General features: G+C 39.3%; 21 protein-coding genes. 16 read left to right on the forward strand and 5 right to left on the reverse strand.

Features of this window, described 5'->3' with window-relative positions; all coding sequences use genetic code 11:
• The first annotated feature begins 280 nt into the window (after positions 1 to 280).
• From IGL48_RS01585 to IGL48_RS01595, 3 genes are read left to right on the forward strand one after another with little or no spacing between them, the layout of a single operon-like run.
• A complete protein-coding gene (locus tag IGL48_RS01585) occupies positions 281 to 1,459 on the forward strand; it encodes an efflux RND transporter periplasmic adaptor subunit (RefSeq protein ID WP_048949364.1) in 1,179 nt (392 codons plus the stop codon).
• A gap of 9 nt (positions 1,460 to 1,468) precedes the next feature.
• On the forward strand, positions 1,469 to 2,179 hold the full coding sequence (locus tag IGL48_RS01590) for an ABC transporter ATP-binding protein (RefSeq protein WP_002383683.1): 711 nt from the start codon (positions 1,469 to 1,471) through the stop codon (positions 2,177 to 2,179).
• On the forward strand, positions 2,176 to 3,405 hold the full coding sequence (locus tag IGL48_RS01595) for an ABC transporter permease (RefSeq protein WP_002355288.1): 1,230 nt from the start codon (positions 2,176 to 2,178) through the stop codon (positions 3,403 to 3,405). Before IGL48_RS01590 ends, IGL48_RS01595 begins: the two co-directional genes overlap by 4 nt.
• 54 nt (positions 3,406 to 3,459) lie before the next feature.
• Here IGL48_RS01595 and IGL48_RS01600 read toward each other — a convergent pair whose 3' ends face one another.
• The gene (locus IGL48_RS01600) at positions 3,460 to 4,164 is read right to left on the reverse strand and encodes a DUF4811 domain-containing protein (RefSeq protein ID WP_048949365.1); all 705 of its coding nucleotides are present in this window, start codon (positions 4,162 to 4,164) and stop codon (positions 3,460 to 3,462) included.
• Entirely contained in the window at positions 4,164 to 5,681 is a 1,518-nt protein-coding gene (locus IGL48_RS01605) for an MDR family MFS transporter (protein ID WP_002385351.1), read from the reverse strand. Before IGL48_RS01605 ends, IGL48_RS01600 begins: the two co-directional genes overlap by 1 nt.
• Positions 5,682 to 5,781: 100 nt before the next feature.
• Here IGL48_RS01605 and IGL48_RS01610 point away from each other — a divergent pair, with 100 nt between their 5' ends.
• From IGL48_RS01610 to IGL48_RS01635, 6 genes are all read left to right on the forward strand, one after another.
• The gene (locus tag IGL48_RS01610) at positions 5,782 to 6,249 is read left to right on the forward strand and encodes a MerR family transcriptional regulator (RefSeq protein WP_002383688.1); all 468 of its coding nucleotides are present in this window, start codon (positions 5,782 to 5,784) and stop codon (positions 6,247 to 6,249) included.
• A gap of 130 nt (positions 6,250 to 6,379) precedes the next feature.
• Positions 6,380 to 7,132, forward strand: coding sequence for an IclR family transcriptional regulator (locus tag IGL48_RS01615; RefSeq protein ID WP_002355294.1), 753 nt, complete (start codon positions 6,380 to 6,382; stop codon positions 7,130 to 7,132).
• A gap of 160 nt (positions 7,133 to 7,292) precedes the next feature.
• Positions 7,293 to 7,940 carry a bifunctional 4-hydroxy-2-oxoglutarate aldolase/2-dehydro-3-deoxy-phosphogluconate aldolase gene (locus IGL48_RS01620; protein WP_002367887.1) on the forward strand — a complete coding sequence of 216 codons (648 nt, stop codon included), beginning with the start codon at positions 7,293 to 7,295 and terminating at the stop codon, positions 7,938 to 7,940.
• A gap of 4 nt (positions 7,941 to 7,944) precedes the next feature.
• Positions 7,945 to 8,952 carry a sugar kinase gene (locus IGL48_RS01625; RefSeq protein ID WP_002395421.1) on the forward strand — a complete coding sequence of 336 codons (1,008 nt, stop codon included), beginning with the start codon at positions 7,945 to 7,947 and terminating at the stop codon, positions 8,950 to 8,952.
• 12 nt (positions 8,953 to 8,964) lie between these two features.
• Complete coding sequence (gene kduI / locus IGL48_RS01630; protein WP_002355301.1) at positions 8,965 to 9,804, forward strand: 5-dehydro-4-deoxy-D-glucuronate isomerase; 840 nt, start codon at positions 8,965 to 8,967, stop codon at positions 9,802 to 9,804.
• Positions 9,805 to 9,825: 21 nt separating this feature from the next.
• Positions 9,826 to 10,614, forward strand: coding sequence for a gluconate 5-dehydrogenase (locus IGL48_RS01635; RefSeq protein ID WP_002355302.1), 789 nt, complete (start codon positions 9,826 to 9,828; stop codon positions 10,612 to 10,614).
• A 60-nt stretch (positions 10,615 to 10,674) separates the two neighbouring features.
• Here the strand turns inward: IGL48_RS01635 and IGL48_RS01640 are convergent, their stop codons facing one another.
• Both IGL48_RS01640 and IGL48_RS01645 read right to left on the reverse strand, forming a co-directional pair.
• Positions 10,675 to 10,875 (reverse strand): hypothetical protein, encoded by a 201-nt coding sequence (locus IGL48_RS01640; protein ID WP_002355314.1) that lies wholly within the window; start codon positions 10,873 to 10,875, stop codon positions 10,675 to 10,677.
• A gap of 105 nt (positions 10,876 to 10,980) precedes the next feature.
• Positions 10,981 to 12,462 (reverse strand): peptide MFS transporter, encoded by a 1,482-nt coding sequence (locus IGL48_RS01645; RefSeq protein WP_002355315.1) that lies wholly within the window; start codon positions 12,460 to 12,462, stop codon positions 10,981 to 10,983.
• Between the two features lie 816 nt (positions 12,463 to 13,278).
• On the opposite strand from IGL48_RS01645, the gene IGL48_RS01650 reads away from it, so the two are divergent.
• Positions 13,279 to 13,878 (forward strand): LysM peptidoglycan-binding domain-containing protein, encoded by a 600-nt coding sequence (locus tag IGL48_RS01650; RefSeq protein WP_002355317.1) that lies wholly within the window; start codon positions 13,279 to 13,281, stop codon positions 13,876 to 13,878.
• A gap of 69 nt (positions 13,879 to 13,947) precedes the next feature.
• Here the strand turns inward: IGL48_RS01650 and IGL48_RS01655 are convergent, their stop codons facing one another.
• The gene (locus IGL48_RS01655) at positions 13,948 to 14,328 is read right to left on the reverse strand and encodes a PaaI family thioesterase (protein WP_156190052.1); all 381 of its coding nucleotides are present in this window, start codon (positions 14,326 to 14,328) and stop codon (positions 13,948 to 13,950) included.
• Between the two features lie 110 nt (positions 14,329 to 14,438).
• Here IGL48_RS01655 and menB point away from each other — a divergent pair, with 110 nt between their 5' ends.
• Genes menB through menC form a run of 6 tightly spaced genes read left to right on the forward strand, consistent with a single transcriptional unit; the run spans position 14,439 to position 21,783 of the window.
• The gene (gene menB / locus IGL48_RS01660; protein WP_016615932.1) at positions 14,439 to 15,308 is read left to right on the forward strand and encodes a 1,4-dihydroxy-2-naphthoyl-CoA synthase; all 870 of its coding nucleotides are present in this window, start codon (positions 14,439 to 14,441) and stop codon (positions 15,306 to 15,308) included.
• Positions 15,309 to 15,312: 4 nt separating this feature from the next.
• Positions 15,313 to 16,770, forward strand: a complete 1,458-nt coding sequence (locus IGL48_RS01665) for an o-succinylbenzoate--CoA ligase (protein ID WP_002410466.1) — start codon at positions 15,313 to 15,315, stop codon at positions 16,768 to 16,770.
• Positions 16,767 to 18,134, forward strand: a complete 1,368-nt coding sequence (locus IGL48_RS01670) for an isochorismate synthase (RefSeq protein WP_048949366.1) — start codon at positions 16,767 to 16,769, stop codon at positions 18,132 to 18,134. The genes IGL48_RS01665 and IGL48_RS01670 overlap by 4 nt, the downstream gene beginning before the upstream one ends.
• A complete protein-coding gene (menD, locus tag IGL48_RS01675) occupies positions 18,134 to 19,867 on the forward strand; it encodes a 2-succinyl-5-enolpyruvyl-6-hydroxy-3-cyclohexene-1-carboxylic-acid synthase (RefSeq protein WP_010824380.1) in 1,734 nt (577 codons plus the stop codon). The genes IGL48_RS01670 and menD overlap by 1 nt, the downstream gene beginning before the upstream one ends.
• Entirely contained in the window at positions 19,855 to 20,679 is an 825-nt protein-coding gene (gene menH / locus IGL48_RS01680) for a 2-succinyl-6-hydroxy-2,4-cyclohexadiene-1-carboxylate synthase (RefSeq protein WP_010824381.1), read from the forward strand. Before menD ends, menH begins: the two co-directional genes overlap by 13 nt.
• Positions 20,680 to 21,783: an o-succinylbenzoate synthase gene (gene menC, locus IGL48_RS01685; RefSeq protein WP_010824382.1), complete on the forward strand. Its 1,104-nt coding sequence runs from the start codon at positions 20,680 to 20,682 to the stop codon at positions 21,781 to 21,783.
• Positions 21,784 to 21,795 lie beyond the last annotated feature (12 nt).

Consider the following 21,795-nt stretch of genomic DNA (forward strand, 5'->3'; position numbering starts at 1 on the left):
AAATAAAAAAAGAAGCAAAAAATCTCGATTGCGCATAGTTTAGTTATAAATAACATAAAAATAACCTTTTTAGATTGTTGAAATACAAAGACCCAACAATGGTTATTTATTGTCGTGAAATAAATAAAAAAATGAACAAAAATGAAATAAATCAGACTAAAGGCCTAGAGAAATGCCCTTGTTTCTTGAATTCAAGCATGGTTAAATAGTTATAAGTGAACGACCGAGCAATTTAGTTTGTTGGGGAAAATAGACAGAATGAGGAGATGAAACGAAGAAAATGAAGAAGAAAACGATAATTATATTGGGGGCAGTTGCGGTAATTGCGGTTGGGGGCATCGTAACTATGAATGCGTTAAATAAAAATGCACAACAAGTAGCTGTCAAGCAAGCGCCTAAAGATGACTGGGGAATTGACTATTTTGACGTTCCTGACTTGCAACAAATTTATATTAACGGTGTCATCCAACCGGAACAAATGGAAGCCTTTGCGCGCGATCAAAAAATAACAAAGGATCCAGAGATTAAGGTGAAAAACGGCGATGTCGTAGATGCAGGCACAGAATTATTTACTTATGAAGATGAGGCGGTCACAAAAGAAATTGAGGCACAACAAAATAGCTTAGCCAAATTAGAAACGAAGCGGGCGAATATCTATAATAAGTGGAATCGGGCCATTGATAAATTTAATAAAACTAAAGAAGAAGACCGCACGATGTCTGGTGATGATTTAAATGAACAATATCAAACAGAAGTCGATGCGGTAGATGAAGAGATTACCTTTACCAATGAAACCTTAGCGGATTTAGGAGCGAAGCAATATATTTCCACAAAGGCTAATTTCAAAGGCCGCGTATCAATTCCAGAAGTAAAAGATGCCAATTCACCGATTTTACGGTTAACTTCAGAAGATCTTTATTTAGCTGGGAAAGTGAATGAAAAGGATTTGACTAAAATTAGTGTTGGGCAAAAAGCTAAACTAACTTCTGTTTCCAACAATGTGGTTGTGGATGGCTCAATTTCTTACATCGATGATAATCCTCCTGAAGGCAACAGCGATGCCGCGAGTGGCAATCCAGAGGGCGGCACGACGATGTCTAGTTATAGCGTCAAAATTGCGTTGGCCAATTTAGACAAAGTCAAAAATGGCTATCATATGCAAGCAACCATTGATTTAGGCGATTTAGGGGCGATTGAGTTACCGAAAAAAGCAATTCAAAAAGAGGGTGAACAGGCCTACGTTTTAGTGAATGATTTTGGAACCATCATTCGTCGTGATGTCCAAGTCGGGCAAGAAAATGGCGACAAAATGGCGATTGAATCTGGCTTAGAATCAGCCGACCGAGTGGTTATTTCTTCAAAAAAACCAGTAAAAGTCGGTGATATTGTGGAATCAGATGCAGCGATTGCTTCTGATGAATCAGCAACCAACGAATCAATGACAGATGCGTCGAAATAGGAGGGCTTGATGGTGGAAGCAAACAATACAAATCAACCCCTCATTGAATTGCGGGACATTAACAAGTTCTATCCGGTAGGTAAGGAAAAACTACATGTTTTAAAAGAATTGAACTTGACCATCCATCAAGGAGAGTTCATTTTAATCATGGGGAAGTCCGGCAGCGGTAAGACAACGCTGATGAACATTATTGGTTTCTTGGATCGCTTAACAGACGGAAGCTATCATTTCTCAGGAACAGATGTTTCAAAATTGTCTGAAAATAAAAAATCAGCCTTTCGCAATGAATATCTAGGGTTTATTTTTCAACAATTTTTCTTGATTAATTCTTTAAATGTTAGTCAAAATGTTCAATTGCCCTGTGTTTATGAAGGGAAAAAAAGCCGCGCTGAGAAAAAAGCGATTGCTGAAAAATACCTAAAAATTGTCGGTTTGGAAACAAAAGCCAAATCAAAAGTTACTGAACTTTCTGGAGGACAGCAACAAAGAGTAGCCATTGCTCGTTCCTTGGTGAATGATCCATTATTGATTATGGCTGATGAACCGACTGGGGCATTGGATAGTGAAACGGGTACAGAAATCATGGAATTATTGAAAGAATTGAATGAACAGGGCAAAACAATTGTCATGGTGACACATGATGAAGATATGAAAAAATATGCCTCACGAGTGATTCATATGAAAGATGGTCGCTTTTTGGAAGAAGAGGTGATTAGATGATTGCTAATTTATTTGTTAGTACTTTTTTAAGCTTAAAGGCGCATAAGTTGCGGGTATTTTTAACGATGGTCGGGATTATTATTGGGATTACATCAGTCGTAACGATTTCTGCGCTAGGTGAAGGGATGAAGCGTCAAGTTGTGAAGGCATCCAGTGCAGTGAACGCGGATGTTTTGAAGATTCATTATACAATGTCGGATGGTAGCAGTGACAATTTTATGTCCTATGAAGAGCCAGATTATACGTTTAGCCGAGTGGACTTGAAAAAATTACAAGACATTCAAGGAATTGAAAGTATTTATCCTCAATATGGTGAATCAATGATGGGGGGCGGAGACAATTTGTTTGTACCAATGGATTATTTTGGGGCACAAGCGAATTTATCCATTACGTCGACTAAAGGGCAGAATGATATTTTATATGGTCGTGATTTTCAACCGAGCGATGCAAATACAGATGCGATTGTCTTAAATCATGATATCTTTGAAGCGCAAATTCGGCTTGATGATCCTAGCCAACTCATTGGAAAAGCTGTTTCAATTGGTGGTTATATGTACAAGGTGATTGGTATTTTAGCACCAAAAGATTTAGATAGTTTGGGTATGAACGATGATTGGGCAACTGCTATGAGTAGTTTTGTTTCTCGAGAATCATACAATAAATTAGCGAAAACAAAAGCAATTAGTGGCATCAATATTAAGGTTCGTGAGGGAGCGGACCGTGAAGCAATTTTAGGACAGGCAATCACTATTTTAAGTGAAAATCATCCTGAAGTGAAAGGAACGTTTAAAGAAAATGACCAAGACCAACAACTCCAACAACAAATGGAAGAAATGGTCACGGGTATGACAATGTTTCTGATGGCAATTACTGCAATCTCCCTATTAGTCGGGGGAATTGGCGTCATGAACATCATGTATGTGTCTGTCACGGAACGGAAACGAGAAATCGGGATTCGTCGGGCCATTGGTGCTAAACCACGAGTCATTTTATTCCAATTTTTAATGGAAGCAGCGTTTATCACATTGATTGGTGGTTTGATTGGTGTCGGCTGCGGCTACTTATTGGCAACTGTGGTCGGTGGGTATATTTCGATTACGCCAATTATTACGCCGTCCATCTTTGCTATTTCAACATTGGTTTCGGTCTTCACAGGTATCTTTTTCGGGATTATTCCAGCAATTGGTGCCTCGAGGATGGATCCGATTAAAGCGATTTATAATTAAAAAGAAGAGCTTGGTAGTCACATCTTGTTTGATGATCCTATCAAGCTCGCTTTTTTATTTCATGTCACTAAGAATTTTCTGAATCAATTCTTGTTGAAACTCTTTGGTATATTGTTCGGTGAGTTTCGCTTGTTCTTCTTGGGACATTGATGGATTCGCCATCATAGCAGCCATCATTTTTTTGCCAACTGTTTCAGTCCCTTCTTTTTTGATATCAGCGGCATGTTGTTCCGTATATTCGCCTAATTTTTTGGCTTGATCAGCACTTAAAACTAGCCAGTCACTAGCAACGTTGAAGGTGTTTTCTTGTTTTGCAAATTGGTTATCGTTGTCAGCAAGGCCAAATAGTGTTTTGGCCCAAGACTCTTGATAGGACCATTTCGTCGTTTTTTGGACTAATGTGGCTTTTTGAGCATCTTTTTGAACCGTGTTTGTGACGTTTTCCGTTCCTGTTTTTTGTAGTTTCTTTTTATCTGGTGTGTTATATAAATAAACTTTTTCGGAACCATCGCCCAACGGCTGGTACAATAACATGTTGGGGCCATCTTTGCTTGAACTACTGCTTTTTAGTTCAAACGTTTTGTCCTGAGTAACTACGGTCATACCAAAATGATCTTTATCGTTTAAAACGATAAGACTTAACGAAGCTAAGAACCCTAAACCAAAAATAACCATACAGAATTTATGCCAGACTTTTCGGCCAAATACATTCGTATAGGCAAAGCCTAACACGCAAAGGATTAAAAGGAAAATAATCATTATTTCATTGCACCTACTTCCTTAACAGGCATCGCTTCTTTTTTATTTAAGAAGAAAGTAATCGCCAAGCCGAGAACGCCAAAGATTGTTGCCACGAAGAAGGCTGCGTGATAACCGTTTAGTGTTGCGTTTGTTGCTTGGTCGCGATAAGTGAGTGGGGCTGTTTTTAATAAGTCCGATGCAGGTAAGCCGTCTTTGGTAACATTTGTTAAAACACTAATCAAAACAGCTGTTCCAATTGAGCTGGCTACTTGTCGGAAGGTGTTGTTTACAGCAGTTCCGTGACTTAATAAATTCATTGGTAAAGCATTCATGCCAGAAGTTGTCACAGGCATCATGACCATCGAAATACCAAACATCCGAATCGCATATAGGACAATGATATAAATAATAGGTGTTGCTTTTGTTAAGAAAGCAAACGGTAACGTTGCAGCTGTTAAAATAAACATCCCGGTAATCGCAAGACGACGGGCACCAATTTTATCAAAAATGCGACCCGTTACTGGCATCATAAGTCCCATGACTAACGCTCCTGGTAAAAGCATTAACCCTGAATGGAAGGCAGATTCGCCACGAATATTTTGGATATACAAAGGTAAAACCATTTCGGCACCAATCATTGCCATGTTGGTTACGCCAGATAAAATGGCCGCAACAGTAAAGACTTTTGATTTAAAAACGCGTAGTTCTAAGAAAGGTTGTTCTAAATGCAATTGTCGATATGTAAAAAGACATAAAACAATCGCACCAACAATTAAGAATCCATAGACTTGTGGGCTACCCCAACCTTTATCACCAACGCTTGAGAAGCCGTAAAGTAAGCTACCAAAGCCGAGAGTAGAAAGAATGACCGATAAGACATCGATACTTGGATTAGATAATTGAATGACATTTTTCATTAAAAATGAAGCTAAAATTAGGACTAAAACGACAATTGGAATGACCATCCCAAAAAGGTCACGCCATGTATAAGAATCAATAATCCAACCAGATAATGTTGGACCTAAAGCGGGTGCTAATCCGATAACAATTCCCGTTGTGCCCATGGCAGCGCCACGTTTTTCAGGCGGGAAAATTGAAAGCATAATTGTTTGTAAAAGAGGCATAGATACGCCGACCCCTGCGGCTTGAACAAGACGTCCAGTCAATAACATGCCGAAGTCTTGCGCTACAAAACAGATGATGGTTCCGATTAAGAACGTTGACATCGCTGTTATGTATAATTTTTTTGAACTGAATTTGTTAATCAACCAAGCACTGATGGGAATCATAATGCCGTTCACAAGTAGGAATCCAGTGGTTAGCCACTGTACACTTGAAGCTGAGATATCAAATTCTTTCATTAATGTAGGTAAGGCCGTCGTTAAAAGTGTTTGGTTTAAAATTGTACAAAATGTTCCGATTAGTAAAACACCGACTAGTAACGACCGGTTATAAGGTTTTCCGTGAATATCCACAGGTTGTTGTGAAGTCACATATATCGCTCCTTTTTCTGTAAGTTTCAAATTAAATTGCATTAACTACTTTACAACTAATTAGAATCTTTGTCAACTTACTTGACAAAGGTGTAAAAAAAACTACAATTAAGGAAAGGATAAGGGAAAGGAAGTTAAACTAATGTGGTCAAAAATGATTCAGCGTTTGTTAAATGAAGAAAATTTGTTGATAGGAATTAGTGAACTAAGTGAAATTGCTGAAGTTTCGCCACGTCAACTTCGTTATTGGGAAGAAAAAGGGTATATTTCTTCTATTGCGAAAGACGCAAACGGTCCACGGAAATATCGGTTACATACAGTCGTCAAAGTGCATTGGATCAAGCGTTTTTTAGATGAAGGATATACGTTACAAAGTGCGGTGGAAAAAGCAGAAGAGCAGCATCGTAATGTGGGGATGACGAAAAAAATCTTTAGTCAAATGTTTCATGGTATCTCAGAAGTTTGTCCCAATTACGTAGCGATTGATTTGGGCGATTTCGATGAAGAACAAAAATTATATGTTGTATTTAATGAAACCACAGAAGTCAGTGAGTATCTTTTAATTCCTAAGGATGCAGATGTTTCTGATGAGTTAAAGAAAAGAAAATAAGAATGAAATAGGACTGGGAGAAAGACCTGAAGTGAAAGTAAAACGTTACTGAATGAATCTTCGAGTTCTTTTTTTCTTGCAATTTCTTTATTTTTCTATATAATTTCTTATATGGAAAAGGAGGGTTTCGATGAAAGAAACAAAACCTTACGGAACAGTCTTGTTAAAAGCGGCTAAAATCATGGACTGTCTAAGTTTACAACCCGATCAAACCTTACAGGAAATTGCAAAGAATACCGAAATGACGGCATCAACGGCAATCAAAATTTTAGAAACCTTAACATTAATTGGCTATGTTCAAAAAGACACGAACAAGACGTACCGCTTAGGAACAAAATTGATTCGCTATGCGAATCAAAGTGTGGAGCAAATCGATTTAGCTGAAATTGCGGTACCTTATTTAGAAAACCTTCAAAATACGGTCGATGAAACCATTCATTTAGGGATTTTAAATAATAATGAAATTCTGTATATCAATAAATTAGAACCGAAAAATCAAACGATTCGCATGTCCTCGAAAGTGGGAATTACTCGACCTTTGTATAATTCGGCCATGGGTAAAGCCGTTTTAGCAGAATTTTCGGAAGAACAAGTGCAACAATATTTAGACACGCAGACATTAATTCCCTATACCGAAAATACGATTACCAATCCCTTGCGTTTGAAAAAAGAATTAAAACAAGTGCAACAAACGGGGGTTGCTTACGATGATGAAGAAATTGAACAAGATATTTTCTGTAGCGGAGTATCTTTAATGAAAGATGGCGAAATTGCGGGTGCTTTTAGTGTAAGCATGCCGAAATATCGTTTGACAGAGGAAAATAAAACGACGATTAATCAAGCCCTTTTGGCAACAAAAGCAGCGATTGAAGCGAAATTATAGTAGAAAAAGAAAGACAAACAAAAGTCGATTGGGATTTTTGTTTGTCTTTCTTTTTTTATTTTTGTAAAAACGTTTGCATTTTCTTTTTTTATCTGTATAATGAAGTTGTGAATTTCTTTATAATAAATATATATTTCTAAATAAGAAATGAGGGAGTCTGTTGAAGCGAGTATCAATTTTACAAAAATTAGAAAATGCTGGCGTGATTGCTGTGGTTCGCGGAAAGACAAAAGAGGAAGCACTAAAAGCTAGTCAAGCCATTGTAGCAGGCGGTATGCGGGGGATTGAGTTAACCTTTACTGTTCCTCAAGCAACAGAAGTGATTCAGGAATTAGTTGCGTTATACCAAGAGAATCCTGACGTAGTCATTGGTGCGGGGACAGTTTTGGATGCTACGACTGCTCGTTTAGCTATTGTAGCAGGGGCTGAATATATTGTGAGTCCAAGCTTCGATGAAGAAACCGCTAAAATTTGCAATTTATATCAAGTTCCTTACTTGCCAGGCTGTATGACCATCACAGAAATGAAAGAAGCACTGAAAAGCGGAGCAGATATTATTAAACTATTTCCGGGAAGTGTTTATGGACCGAGTGTTATTTCGGCATTTAAAGCGCCATTGCCTCAGTTAAATATTATGCCAACGGGTGGTGTCAGTTTGGAAAATATGGCCGAGTGGTTCGCTGCAGGTGTGACGGCCGTCGGTGTTGGCGGTAATCTGTTAGCGCCAGCAGCAACTGGGGATTTTGAAAAAGTTCGTGAGGTTGCCCAAGCCTATATGGAAAAATTCCAAGCAATCAAAGGGGTGTAGGCACATGGGGAAAGTCGTAACATTGGGAGAAATCATGTTGCGTTTGTCCACGCCTGTCGGAATACGCGTAGCACAAACAGAAAATTTCGCTGTACATTACGGCGGTGGTGAAGCGAATGTAGCGATTTCGTTAGCGAACTATGGCCACCAAGTGACTTTTGCTAGTAAAGTGCCCGATAATTCATTAGGAGAAGCCGCCAAAAAGCATTTAAGTCGTTATGGGGTTTCAACGGAATTTGTACGAACTGGCGGAACACGTCTAGGAACGTATTACTTGGAAACTGGTACAGGAGAACGAGCAGCCAGTGTTGTCTATGATCGCGCCTATTCAAGCTTTGCTCAAATCGAAGAAATGGAATGGGACTTACATGAGCTGTTTTCAGGAGTAGAGATCTTTCATATTTCAGGGATTACAGCGGCGTTATCAAAAACGTGGCAAAGTATGACGGTTGCGCTAGTTAAAGCAGCGAAGCAAGCAGGGTGCCAAGTAAGTTTTGACATTAATTATCGAGGGAAACTTTGGTCCCAGAAAGAAGCGAGCGTGGCATTGAAGGCCATTCTTCCATTTGTTGATATTTGTTCAGCTGGGGTATTAGATGCTCGTTATTTACTGGAGATTCCAGAACCAGAGGAAGAACTTGAAGACGCATTAACGTGGTACTACCGAAAAATGCAAGAACGTTATCCCAACATTCAAGTATTTTATTCAACCAAACGTCAAGTTCATTCAGCGACAGATAATGAATTAATCGGAACGCTATGGTACAAAGGTGCGTATTATACGTCTAAATGTCATCGATTACAACCGATTGTTGACCGTGTCGGTGCCGGTGATGCGTTTGCTGGTGGGGTTTTACATGGTTTATTAGCTGCCTATGATCCACAAACCTGTATTGATTTTGCGACAGCAGCTAGTGCGTTAAAACATACTGTCCATGGTGATTGTAATCAATTTAGTCAAAAAGAAGTCCTTGCTTTTTTGGCAACGGGCTCAGGAAAAATAAATAGATAGGAGATTTTAGTTATGCAAAATATGGAAACACGTTATACACATAGTCCGGCGGATATCCGTCACTATTCAACAGAACAATTGAGAGATGAATTTTTAGTAGAGAAAGTTTTTATTCCAGGTGCAATCAGCTTAACCTACACACATAATGATCGGATGATTTTTGGTGGTGTGACACCAACCACAGAAGAATTAGAAATTATTTTGGACAAGGAATTAGGAGTTGATTATTTCTTAGAACGCCGTGAACTAGGAGTTATTAATATTGGGGGACCAGGCTTTATTGAAATTGATGGCGCCAAAGAAACAATGAAAAAACAAGATGGCTATTATATTGGGAAAGAAACAAAACATGTTCGTTTTTCTTCAGAAAACCCTGATAATCCAGCGAAATTTTACATTAGTTGTGTCCCAGCACATCATAAATATCCGAACGTAAAAATTAGTATTGATGAAATTACCCCAATGGAAACGGGTGATCCATTAACATTGAACCAACGTAAAATTTACCAATACATTCATCCGAACGTTTGTGAAAGTTGCCAGTTACAAATGGGTTACACCATTTTAGAACCAGGTAGCGCTTGGAATACAATGCCTTGTCATACACATGAACGTCGGATGGAAGCGTATGTTTATTTTGATATGGAAGAAGATACGCGGATTTTCCACATGATGGGTAAACCAGATGAAACGAAACATTTAGTAATGAGTAATGAACAAGCAGCCATTTCACCAAGCTGGTCAATTCATTCTGGGGTTGGTACAAGTAATTATTCCTTTATTTGGGCCATGTGCGGAGAAAATATTACGTACACAGACATGGATATGGTTGCGATGGATCAATTAAAATAAACCAAAGAAAGAGGAGAAAACATGGAATTTAAAATGAATGATTTTCAATTAGATGGAAAAGTAGCGTTAATTACAGGTGCTGTTTATGGGATTGGCTTTGAGATTGCGAAATCCCTAGCTGAAGCAGGAGCAACAATTGTTTTTAATAACTTATCTCCTGAATCAGTTGAACAAGGTTTGGAAAATTATCGGGCTGCAGGGATTGAAGCACGTGGTTATGTGTGTGATGTCACTGATGAAGAGCAAGTTCAAGCGATGGTTGCTCAGATTAAAGAAGAAGTCGGCTCTATTGATATTTTAGTCAATAATGCGGGAATTATTAAACGAATTCCAATGGTGGAGATGTCAGCAGAAGAGTTCCGTCAAGTGATTGATGTTGACTTGAATGCGCCATTTATTATGGCAAAAGCGGTTATTCCAGATATGATTGAAAAGGGTCATGGCAAAATTATCAATATCTGTTCAATGATGAGTGAACTAGGTCGTGAAACAGTTAGTGCGTACGCGGCAGCAAAAGGCGGACTAAAAATGTTAACGAAAAATATTGCTTCTGAATATGGACAATATAATATTCAATGTAATGGGATTGGACCTGGCTACATTGAAACGCCACAGACGGCGCCATTAAGAGAACCAGGGCATCCATTTAACGAATTCATCTTGGGACGAACACCTGCTAATCGTTGGGGCACACCAGCAGACTTAGCTGGCCCAGCAGTTTTCTTAGCATCTAACGCTTCTGACTTTGTTAACGGACATATCTTATATGTCGATGGTGGAATTTTAGCTTATATTGGAAAACAACCATAAAAAATAAGTAAAGGAGCGAGACTAGCAATCTCGCTCCTTTTACTTATGGCTAGCCTTCTACTAAAAACTCACATAAAAGAAAGAAGCAATCGCCACAGCAAATGAAATAATAGCAAACACTAAGCTACTCCATAGTCCTAACAGAATAAATGGTGAGGTTCTTTTGCCGCCCTCTTTCTTTAAGTAGGAAAATGTCCGTCCAGTAACAATGAATTGCCAGATACTAATCAATAAAAAAATACCGCCAATTAAGTAACGCATGTCCTCGTCCTCCTTCTATTTAGTATACCACTTGATGAAAACGTTATCAAAACGCTGTATAAAAAAGTTGCCTTTCAAAAAAGAGAAAGGCAACTTTTTGACGGTTTAACGGACGTCACCCATTAAGTTTTGGATTGGTTTTTTCACAATGAATAAGAGAATCCCGGCAACGACAGCTACAAGTCCGACAATCCCAAAATATGCTGACTCTGTTCCAGGTGTATAGAAACGAGCAATTTGAGCGTTAATGGCTTGTGAAGCGGCATCTGCTAATAACCAAATAGCAACGGTTTGAGCTTCGAAAGCTTTCGGTGCTAATTTTGTAGTAATCGATAAGCCAACGGGAGATAAACACATTTCTCCGACAATCATAATGAAGAAACTAAAGAATAACCAAAGTGGACTCACCCGTCCTTCGGTACCATAAAGTAGACCTGGCAACATTAATAAGACGAAGGAAAGACCAGCAAAGACTAGCCCTAGTGAAAACTTCACAACTGTTGATGGTTGACGTTTACCTAGTTTTGTCCATAATGTAACAAAAATAGGGGTCAAAATAACTACGAATACAGGATTTAATGATTGGAACCAGCTAGCGGCAATCGGGAAGCCAAACAAACTCGTTTGCGTCCGTTCATTTGCAAATAGAGCAAGAATAGACGAACCTTGTTCTTCCAATGACCAGAAAACAATTGCTGCTAAGAATAATGGCAAATAAGCCAGAACTTTTGGTTTTTCTTCAGCAGTGACATCTTTAGACGTTAACATTTTGCTGAAATAATAAACAGGTAACAGGATTCCTAACACGCTGATGGTATTAATAAAGAAATCAATTGTTAAATGTCCTGTGACATAGGCGCCACCAAAAATAAGTAAAGCAACGACAATTGCCAACATAAATGCTTTAGCAAATTTCTTTTGCTCTTCTTTAGACATTGGATTAGTTGGGGCTTGACCAATCCCAGCAAGAGATTTACGTCCTTGGAAATAATATTGTAGTAGCCCGAAGAACATCCCTACTGCGGCAACGGAAAAGCCTAAATGATAATTATATTCTTGTCCTAAAGTTCCGACAACAAGGGGAGCGATTAAGGCTCCGATATTAATCCCCATGTAAAAAATGGAGAAGCCTGCATCTCTACGTAAGTCAGTTTTTGAATAAAGATGGCCAACCATCCCTGAAACGTTTGGTTTTAACATCCCAGTCCCAAATACAATTAACATAATAGAAACGAATAAGGCGGGGACACCAAATGGGGTAGCTAGAACAATATGTCCAGCAATGATTAGCAAACCACCAATAAAAACAGTTTTCCTTGAACCTAAAACACGGTCAGAGACCCAACCGCCAATGATACTGGACATGAAAACCATTGATCCATAAATGGACATGATGGCTAAGGCAGTTGCTTTGGGGAGACCTAAACCGCCATTGGCTACGGTATCGTAAATGTAATACATTAGAATAGCACGCATGCCGTAGTAACTGAAACGTTCCCACATTTCTGTGAAGAACAGTGTTGCTAGTCCTTTCGGTTGTCCCAGAAAGGATTTGTCTAATTTCTCAAGTTGTTCTTTGTCACTCATAGATAAAACTCCAATTCTTATAATATTCAGAATATTTGATAATAAAATGACTTAAATGTAGATTCATATATTTTATTACTCATAGATTGGAAAATAGAAAGAGAAAAAACTGATTACGTTTTTAAATAACAAGCGTTCGATTGATTGTTTGTTTTTTATTCGTGAATTACAATAAAAATGAATATTTATTCTGCTTTATTTTCAATACTTTGTTTTCATAGTTGCTTTAGCTGTTCCTTTTTTGAATAAGATTAAAATGAATAAATAACAAGCAAAATATAAGATTTTTTTGTTTAACTCTTTTTGTTTCAATAGGAAGTGCTTAGTGTTTTTTCAGAATCGAAAAATGAATACGACAAAAAATTTATCTATATAATAGAAGGAAAAATATAAATAGTGAATGATAAAAAATTCAAAGAAAACACCTGTTCTTTTTAGGCGTGAGTTTTTGAAAAAAACATTCTCATGTCTAGTATCTTTAACATTTTGTTACTTTTTGACTGAAACGAATGTAAAAAAACCGACATTTAATGGCTAATCAAGGGTTAGAAAACGGTTTCTCAAAAATAAAATCCTGTTTTTTTAACTTTTTTTCGCAAAATATAAACAGGATAATATCAAGCTTCCAGCAGCTTTTTATTACAAAATGTAACAAAATCGACATTCTAGTAATAAATTGTCACGAGATATTCACCTACGGCCGGCCATTCGATGATAAAGTATGTGAAGTCGTTTCGATAAAGCGAAGCAGACGTGGTTGTTGCCGAGAGCTAAGAGCAACAATCAAATATTTTTAATTACAAAGGAGAAACATACATGAAATCAATCAAAACGATTTTACTTGGAACAACTTTGGCCGCAGGTTTAGGATTATTCTTAGGAACAGACGCAAACGCAGAAAGCTTATATACAGTTAAAGCAGGAGATACTTTATCAACAATTTCTCATCAATTTGCAGGAGACAATAGCTTAATTCAAAAAATTGCTTCTGATAACAAATTGCCAAACCTTGATTTAATTTTTGAAGGAGAACAATTAGTTATTCGTTCAGAAAAAGAAGTTGCTAATACTCCAGCACCAGCTGTAGAAGTTGCACCAGTTCAACAAGTAGTTGAACAACCTGTTGCACAACCAGTACAACAAGAAGTACAACAACCTGTTGCTCAAGAAGTAGCGCAACCAGCAGCACCTGCCGCAAGCAGTGATGCAAAAGAGTGGATCGCACAACGTGAATCTAGTGGTTCTTACGATGCAACAAACGGTCAGTATATCGGTCGTTACCAATTATCTGCCTCTTATTTAAATGGTGACTATTCACCTGCCAACCAAGAACGCGTGGCAGATCAGTACGTAGCAGGTCGCTATGGTTCATGGGATGCAGCTAAATCATTCTGGTTAGCAAATGGTTGGTACTAAAATTAAATAAACGAAGTAATCTAATTACTTATTAAAAACCATAAACAAAAAAACAGTAACCTGTAAAGATTACTGTTTTTTTTGTCGATTTGTTAAGGTACAACGCCCCACGCTCGTCAATTGGTGGTCTGCGTTATATATTTTTGCTTCCCAAACTTGAAGGGTCTTTCCCGAGTGATCGGGTGTCGCAATCACGGTAAGGCTACCATCATGGACACTACGAAGATGATTTACTTGTAAGTCTATGCCGACAGCAAAAGTGTTTTCAGGAACGTTTTCGTTCGCACCTAAACTACAGGCAGTTTCAATTAAGACGCCGTTTAAGCCCCCGTGGACAAGGCCATAGGGTTGTTTATGCACGTCTTTTACCGCTAAAGTAAGCTGACATTTCTCAGCAGAAACCTGTTGAATCGTGATGCCTAAATACTCTAAAAGATGAATAGTAATCAGTCCTTTCTAATAAAAGAGAGAATAAAAGGTTTTTTATTTATTATACAGGAATGAAGAAAATTTGAAATAGCCATGTTTTTTCTTAAAATTCAAGCGACTTTTTCTCTAAAGTGCCGATTCTTGTGTATAATAGAAAAGATGAGATTAATGAAGGAGGTTTCCTAATGAGAAACTGGACAACAATTAAAGAATATGATGAAATTTTATTTGAGCAAGCAGGCAAAGTAGCAAAAATTACTATCAACCGCCCGCATGTTCACAACGCATTCACACCAAAAACAGTCATGGAAATGATTGATGCATTCAACATTAGTCGTGATAAAGAAGATGTCGGGGTTATTATTTTAACAGGCGCAGGTGACCAAGCATTCTGTTCTGGTGGCGATCAAAAAGTTCGAGGTAATGGTGGTTACGTTGGCGAAGACAACATTCCACGTTTAAATGTGTTAGATTTACAACGGTTAATCCGTGTCATTCCCAAACCAGTAATCGCAATGGTGAAAGGCTGGTCCATTGGCGGCGGCAATGTTTTACAATTAGTTTGTGATTTAACAATTGCGGCTGAAAATGCTAAGTTTGGGCAAACAGGACCAAATGTCGGTAGCTTTGATGGTGGATACGGCTCAGGTTACTTGGCGCGCGTTATCGGCCATAAAAAAGCGAAAGAAGTTTGGTTTATGTGTAAACAATATTCTGCCCATGAAGCTTTAGATATGGGCTGGATTAATACAGTTGTTCCATTGGATCAAGTAGAAGATGTGACAATGGAGTGGGCAGAAGAAATGTTAACCAAAAGCCCGATTGCTTTACGGATGATTAAAGCCTCTTTAAATGCCGATACAGATGGCTTGGCTGGTGTGCAACAATTAGCTGGTGATGCGACACTTCTTTACTATACAATGGCTGAAGCACAAGAAGGCCGAGATGCATTTAAAGAAAAACGGACACCAGATTTCGATCAATTCCCTAAATTCCCATAAACCAATGACTTGGTTAAATAAACAAGTACAAAAACGTCCCGATCATCCTGCTTTTTATTTTCAGGATGAATCTTGGACGTTTTTAGAAGTGCAACAAGAAGTCAGCCATTGGGTAGCCACATATCAACAGGTGCTTGCACCAGAAGAAAAACGTGTGGCTTTATTCAGTAAGAACAGCAAAGAGTTGTATTTTTCAATTCTAGCCTTATGGGAATTGGGGAAAGAGTTATTATTTTTAAATACGCATTTGACACTTGCTGAACTGACTTTTCAGTTAAAAGATGCGCAAGTTAAAACGATTATTGGTGCGCCTGAAACGCAGGCTTTGTTAGAAGAAATTTCTTTTGTCGACGTTCAGCCAATGATTAAAAAACAGCATAGTCTTTCACATCAGGAGTTTCAACAGCCAAGTGACTTAGAGTCGGTGGCTTCTATTATGTATACATCTGGAACTACAGGACAGCCTAAAGGGGTCTTGCAACGGTTTAAAAATCATTTGGCCAGTGCTAGAGGCACCCAAGAAAATATGGGGATTACTGCTGAAGATTGTTGGTTGTGTGCAGTCCCATTATTTCACATTAGCGGATTGTCGATTGTTGTTCGACAACTCGTCTTAGGTTGTAGTATTCGCCTTTACGATAAATTTGATGAACAGCAAGTGACACAAGATTTACAAGAAGGCCGTGGAACCGTCATTTCAGTGGTTGCGACAATGTTGCAACAATTATTGTCTGTCTATCCTGAAGCTGGCTACAGCGCCAGCTTTAAAGGAATGCTATTAGGCGGCGGACCGATTGCACCGGATAAATTAGCGCAGTGTGAGGAAAAAGGGATTCCAGTCATTCAATCTTATGGGATGACGGAAACGTGTTCGCAAGTTGTTGCCTTGAAATTTGAAGATGCGGCACTGAAAATCGGCTCTGCTGGGCAACCGTTAAAAGATATGCAGATCAAAATTGTTGATGAACTAGGACAAGAACAGCCAGAAAAGCAAGTCGGGGAAATTTTACTTAAGGGACCAAACGTTGTTTCAGGTTACCTTAACCAGCGTCAACCTGAAAAATGGACAGCAGATGGTTGGTTTAAAACAGGCGACATGGGCTATTTAGATGCACAAGGTTACCTGTATTTGGTTAGTCGTTTAAGTGAACTCATTATCTCTGGTGGTGAAAATATTTACCCCACTGAGGTTGAACAGGTGTTACAGGCGATAACAGGAATTAAAGCAGCGGCAGTTGTAGGAGAACCAGATGCGCAATGGGGAGCCGTCCCAGTTGCATATGTGATTAGTGACCAAGAAATCACCTTAGCGCAAATTCAAGACCAGTGTTCACGAAAACTGGCAAAATATAAACGACCGAAACGCATTTATTTTTGTCATTCTTTCCCGCAAACAGCAAGTGGAAAGATTGCCAAACATCGTTTCATGACAGAAGAAAGAGAGGCGTTTTTAATCAGATGAAATTGCCTGATGAATTACGACAAGCCTATCAGAAGAATGCCCGTCAGTTCAGTTGGGTTTTTCCATTAGAAACAGAACAAACAGCCTTGGCAATTTTTGCCGCTGGTGAAAAGGCATACCAAGGAGAACGTTTTTTTTGGCAAACGCCGAAAAAAGATTTTGCTTTGGTTGGCTTCGGATATGAAACTATCTTAAAAGGCGCAGAAACAGAAACGCATCAATTGAACAACTTTTTAAAAAAAGAGGCGGCAACTCGTTTTCAAAATATGTCTATTTCTGGTACGGGGGCTCTTCTGTTTGGTGGTTTGCCTTTTGATACAGAACAAACGCCTACTGAGGCCTGGGGAGAATTAGGGGAAGGTTGGTTTTATCTACCAAGTATTCTATTTACTTTTTCAGGTTCACGTATTTATGGAACGCTGAACTTTTCAGGTTCTAGTGAACAAGAAGTCGAGGAACGTTGGTCGACTTTGGTGGCTCAGTTTGATCGCTTGTTAGCTACCTGTGAGGAATGGCCAGCTGTAGCGGAAACAAAGATTGACAAGGAAGAAGTTGCCGTGACTGAATGGATACAAGCTGTCAACGAAACCGTAGCAGTCTTAAGAGAAGATGGCCCTTTAAAAAAAGTGGTTTTGGCTCGACAACTTGCTGTGAGCAGTCCTGAAAAAATTCGAAGTAACCAAGTGCTCGTTAATTTAATGGCTCAACAACAAAATACGTATTTGTTTGCTTTAGAAGCCAAAGACACAAGTTTCATTGGTGCAACACCAGAACGACTTCTGTTGGGTACTAAAGAAACGTTTGCGACCGCTTGTATTGCAGGAACCATTAAAACGGGTCAAACACCAGAAGAAACGAAAACTTTAGGAGCACAACTTTTACAAGACCGCAAAAATACCGGAGAACACCAAATTGTGGTGGAACGTTTAGCGAAAGAGTTGGCGAAGATGACGACTTCTGAAAACAGTATTCAAGCACCCATTATTTTGGAAAATCGAGATGTACAACATCTTTATGTGCCAATCTCGGGTCAACGTAAGCCGGGAATTTCGTTCTTGGAAAGTGTGATGCAACTACACCCAACGCCAGCTTTAGGCGGTGAGCCCAAAGAGTTGGCAGTCGAATGGATTCGACAATATGAGCCAGGGAGTCGTGGGTTATATGGTGCGCCAATCGGTTGGATTTCAGGGAATGATGATAGTGGCGAGTTCGCTGTGGCCTTGCGTTCAGGTGTCTTTGCTGGTCAGCAAGGCGTTCTTTATGCAGGTTGTGGTATTGTTGCGGATTCCCAAGCAGAGCTAGAAAGAGAAGAAACGAAAATAAAATTTCAACCGATGTTACGAGGAATTGGAGGGCAGGTTTAATGAATCATCAAGAAACAATGACCGATTATTTAACGGCCTTTATTGAAGGCTTAAAAAATAGTGGGGTTGAACAAGCAGTCATTAGTCCAGGGTCCCGTTCCACACCACTGGCTTTATTACTTCATCGGGAAACCGCAATCCAAACTTTTGTCGATGTTGATGAACGTTCCGCTGCTTTTTTTGCTTTAGGATTAAGTAAAGCGAGTCAAAAACCAGTGGTCTTACTTTGTACCTCTGGAACAGCAGCTGCAAACTATTATCCAGCAATTTGTGAAGCCAATATTAGCCATGTGCCTTTAGTCGTTTTAACAACAGATCGGCCGCATGAGTTACGTCAAGTTGGTGCTCCTCAAGCCATGGACCAATTACAAATGTATCAAAATCATGTGAAATTATTTGTTGAAATGGCTTTGCCAGAAGCAACAGAAGAGATGTTGAATTACGCCTATTGGCAAGGCGCTAAAGGAGCAGCATTCGCGCAACAAACGCCTGCAGCACCTGTTCATTTGAATTTTCCTTTGCGGGAACCATTATTACCTGACTTAGAGAGAAAAACAAAGAGTTCTCAACAAACGGCTTTATTCGCTGGTCAATCAATCCTTTCTACAGAACAAGTGCAACAGTTAGCGGATCAATGGTACCAGAAAAACGGCGTCTTGGTTGTCGGTGGCAGTCATACAGAGGAGGAAGCGGCGTTATTTATTCAATTAGCCAAAGCTTTGCAATGGCCGTTACTAGCGGATCCTTTAGCAAACATTGTGACACATGGGCAAAATAGTGAAGTTGTTATTGCACATAGTGATCTGTTTCTAAATGTGGCGACCTTGCCACAAGAACCAGAAGTGGTAGTGCGCTTTGGTTCGCTGCCAATTTCTAAAAACATCATGTTATGGTTGAAACGCTTAGCAACGACAGAGACTGCTTTTTATTTTGTGGACGAAAATGGGCAATGGCAAGAGCAATTGAAAAAATCACAAACAGTTATTCAGGCAAAGGAAACCACGTTTGTAGAACAACTGCTAACGGTTGTCAAACCAACAGAAGCGACTTGGTTAGCACAATGGCTCCTGCTGGAAAAAACGGTCTCTGAAGTTCTTCTAGAAACGCTGAACGCGACAGAATTAAATGAAACAACAGCCAGCTTAGCTGTTCACCAAACAATGAAAGAGAACGGTCAGTTATTTGTATCTAATAGTATGGCTATCCGCTACTTAGATCGATTTATGGATAGTCGCCCTTATCGGATGTTTGGAAATCGCGGCATCAACGGGATTGATGGGATTGTTTCAACTGCTTTAGGAATGAGTGCCGTAGCACCGACACAGCAAAACGTTCTACTGATTGGTGATTTAGCGCTATATCATGATATGAATGGTTTATTTTTGGCTAAACGTTATCAGTTGCCGTTAACAATTGTTTTATTAAATAACAATGGTGGCGGGATTTTCTCTTTTCTATCTCAACGAACTTTACGTGAGGACGATTTCGAGCCTTTATTTGGAACACCGCTTGATTTAGATTTTTCGTTAGTTGCTGAACTTTACGGTGCTTCGTATCAAGAAGTCAAAACAATCGCGGAGCTCAAGCAAATTTTACAAACAGCGGCTGAAGAACCACAATTTCAAGTGATCGAAGTCAAAGGAAATCGCCAAGAGAATGTTCATTTGTACGAATCAATTTTAGCTGAAATTGGTAGACGAGTAGAAAGACAGGGGATTTCATGGAACGGTTAATTCGGGGGATGCAGTACCATTATCAATGGTTAACACCTTTTGATGCAAAGCGAACGACAGTAGTCTGTTTACACGGTTTCACAGGAACGTTAGCCACGTTTGCAGCCGTTTTTCCCAGTCAAACACCTTATAACGTTTTAGGCATTGATTTACCTGGGCATGGCGCGACTGCTAGTTTGATAGCACCAGAGCGTTATACCATGAAACAGGTTTGCCATGATCTTGCTGAACTAACCGAATCGCTAAATTTGCCTTGCTTTTGTTTATTAGGCTATTCAATGGGCGCTCGAACAGCTTTAGGTTTTGCATTACATTATCCACAAAAGGTACAGCATCTTTTATTGGAAAGTGGGTCACCAGGTTTGGCCACCGTCGCAGAACGTCAGACTCGTATCTGTCAAGATCATCGTTTGGCGGAACGTCTCTTAGAGGAACCGCTGGTGGATTTTATTGATTTTTGGCAAGAATTACCGTTATTTCAAACGCAAAAAGCCTTGTCTGTGGCACAGCAAATGGCCATTCGTCAGGAACGTTTGAGCCAATCGGCCTTTGGGTTGGCTAGTAGTTTGTGGTATATGGGTACAGGAGCGCAAGAGAGTTACTGGGAACGTCTAGCAGAATTGCAGCCGATTCCTACCGATTTATTGGTAGGCGGCGAAGATCAAAAATTTATTGGAATTGCGAAAAAAATGCAGGCACGTCAACCGTTGTTGAGGCTGACAATTTTTCCTGAAGCAGGACATTGTATCCATTTAGAACAACCAACGATTTTCTATGAAAAGGTGACAGCGTTATTGGAAGGAGCCGTCTGAATGAACATTCAATCAATTGAAACCTATCAGGTTCGTTTGCCTTTAAAAACGCCGTTTGTCACGAGCTATGGTCGCTTGGAAGAAAAAGCGTTTGATCTATTTGTAATAACGGATGAGCAAGGAAATCAAGGTTTTGGCGAATTAGTGGCTTTTGAGCAACCTGATTATGTGCAAGAAACGTTGGTAACCGAACGCTTCATCATCCAACAGCATTTAATTCCGTTACTTTTAACAGAAGCGATTGAACAGCCGCAAGAGGTTTCAACAATTTTTGAAGAAGTTAAAGGGCATTGGATGGGAAAAGCTGCGTTAGAAACTGCCATCTGGGATTTATATGCCAAACGGCAACAGAAGAGTTTAACTGAATTTTTTGGACCAACGCGGAGGAAAATTCCTGTAGGGATTAGTTTAGGGATTCAAAAAGACTTACCTCAATTGCTTAAACAAGTTCAGTTAGCTGTAGAAAAAGGGTATCAACGAGTGAAGCTGAAAATTCGTCCCGGTTATGATGTGGAACCTGTTGCTTTGATTCGTCAGCATTTTCCTAACTTGCCTTTAATGGTCGATGCAAATTCAGCGTATACATTGGCAGATTTGCCTCAATTGCAACGTTTAGATCACTATCAATTAGCGATGATTGAACAGCCTTTTGCTGCAGATGATTTTTTAGATCACGCACAATTACAAAGAGAACTGAAAACAAGAATTTGTTTGGATGAAAATATTCGTAGTCTCAAAGACTGCCAAGTGGCGTTAGCATTGGGCAGTTGCCGTAGTATCAATTTGAAGATTCCTCGTGTAGGTGGGATTCACGAGGCGTTGAAGATTGCCACATTTTGCCAAGAAAATAATTTATTGGTTTGGTTAGGTGGCATGTTTGAGTCTGGTGTTGGACGCGCATTGAATTTGCAATTTGCGTCACAGCCTACCTTTTCCTTTCCAGGTGATATTTCAGCCACGGAACGCTATTTTTATGAAGATATCATCACGGAACCTTTTATTTTAGAGCAAGGGACAATGACCGTGCCTCAGGGACTTGGTATTGGTGTTACACTTTCCCAGACGAATTTGCTAAAATACAGTCAGTATCAAAAAATCATGTAATGATAACAAAAT

The sequence above is a fragment of the Enterococcus sp. DIV1090 genome (genome assembly GCF_050537975.1).
In the GTDB taxonomy this organism is placed as follows: Bacteria; Bacillota; Bacilli; order Lactobacillales; family Enterococcaceae; genus Enterococcus; species Enterococcus faecalis.

What these genes read in the sequence shown, in the direction of transcription:
- IGL48_RS01585 (WP_048949364.1), top strand. Translation starts at nt 281, where the DNA reads ATGAAGAAGAAAACGATAATTATATTGGGGGCAGTTGCGGTAATTGCG.
- IGL48_RS01590 (WP_002383683.1), top strand. Translation starts at nt 1,469, where the DNA reads ATGGTGGAAGCAAACAATACAAATCAACCCCTCATTGAATTGCGGGAC.
- IGL48_RS01595 (WP_002355288.1), top strand. Translation starts at nt 2,176, where the DNA reads ATGATTGCTAATTTATTTGTTAGTACTTTTTTAAGCTTAAAGGCGCAT.
- IGL48_RS01600 (WP_048949365.1), bottom strand. Translation starts at nt 4,164, where the DNA reads ATGATTATTTTCCTTTTAATCCTTTGCGTGTTAGGCTTTGCCTATACG.
- IGL48_RS01605 (WP_002385351.1), bottom strand. Translation starts at nt 5,681, where the DNA reads ATGCAATTTAATTTGAAACTTACAGAAAAAGGAGCGATATATGTGACT.
- IGL48_RS01610 (WP_002383688.1), top strand. Translation starts at nt 5,782, where the DNA reads ATGTGGTCAAAAATGATTCAGCGTTTGTTAAATGAAGAAAATTTGTTG.
- IGL48_RS01615 (WP_002355294.1), top strand. Translation starts at nt 6,380, where the DNA reads ATGAAAGAAACAAAACCTTACGGAACAGTCTTGTTAAAAGCGGCTAAA.
- IGL48_RS01625 (WP_002395421.1), top strand. Translation starts at nt 7,945, where the DNA reads ATGGGGAAAGTCGTAACATTGGGAGAAATCATGTTGCGTTTGTCCACG.
- kduI (WP_002355301.1), top strand. Translation starts at nt 8,965, where the DNA reads ATGCAAAATATGGAAACACGTTATACACATAGTCCGGCGGATATCCGT.
- IGL48_RS01635 (WP_002355302.1), top strand. Translation starts at nt 9,826, where the DNA reads ATGGAATTTAAAATGAATGATTTTCAATTAGATGGAAAAGTAGCGTTA.
- IGL48_RS01640 (WP_002355314.1), bottom strand. Translation starts at nt 10,875, where the DNA reads ATGCGTTACTTAATTGGCGGTATTTTTTTATTGATTAGTATCTGGCAA.
- IGL48_RS01645 (WP_002355315.1), bottom strand. Translation starts at nt 12,462, where the DNA reads ATGAGTGACAAAGAACAACTTGAGAAATTAGACAAATCCTTTCTGGGA.
- IGL48_RS01650 (WP_002355317.1), top strand. Translation starts at nt 13,279, where the DNA reads ATGAAATCAATCAAAACGATTTTACTTGGAACAACTTTGGCCGCAGGT.
- IGL48_RS01665 (WP_002410466.1), top strand. Translation starts at nt 15,313, where the DNA reads ATGACTTGGTTAAATAAACAAGTACAAAAACGTCCCGATCATCCTGCT.
- IGL48_RS01670 (WP_048949366.1), top strand. Translation starts at nt 16,767, where the DNA reads ATGAAATTGCCTGATGAATTACGACAAGCCTATCAGAAGAATGCCCGT.
- menD (WP_010824380.1), top strand. Translation starts at nt 18,134, where the DNA reads ATGAATCATCAAGAAACAATGACCGATTATTTAACGGCCTTTATTGAA.
- menH (WP_010824381.1), top strand. Translation starts at nt 19,855, where the DNA reads ATGGAACGGTTAATTCGGGGGATGCAGTACCATTATCAATGGTTAACA.
- menC (WP_010824382.1), top strand. Translation starts at nt 20,680, where the DNA reads ATGAACATTCAATCAATTGAAACCTATCAGGTTCGTTTGCCTTTAAAA.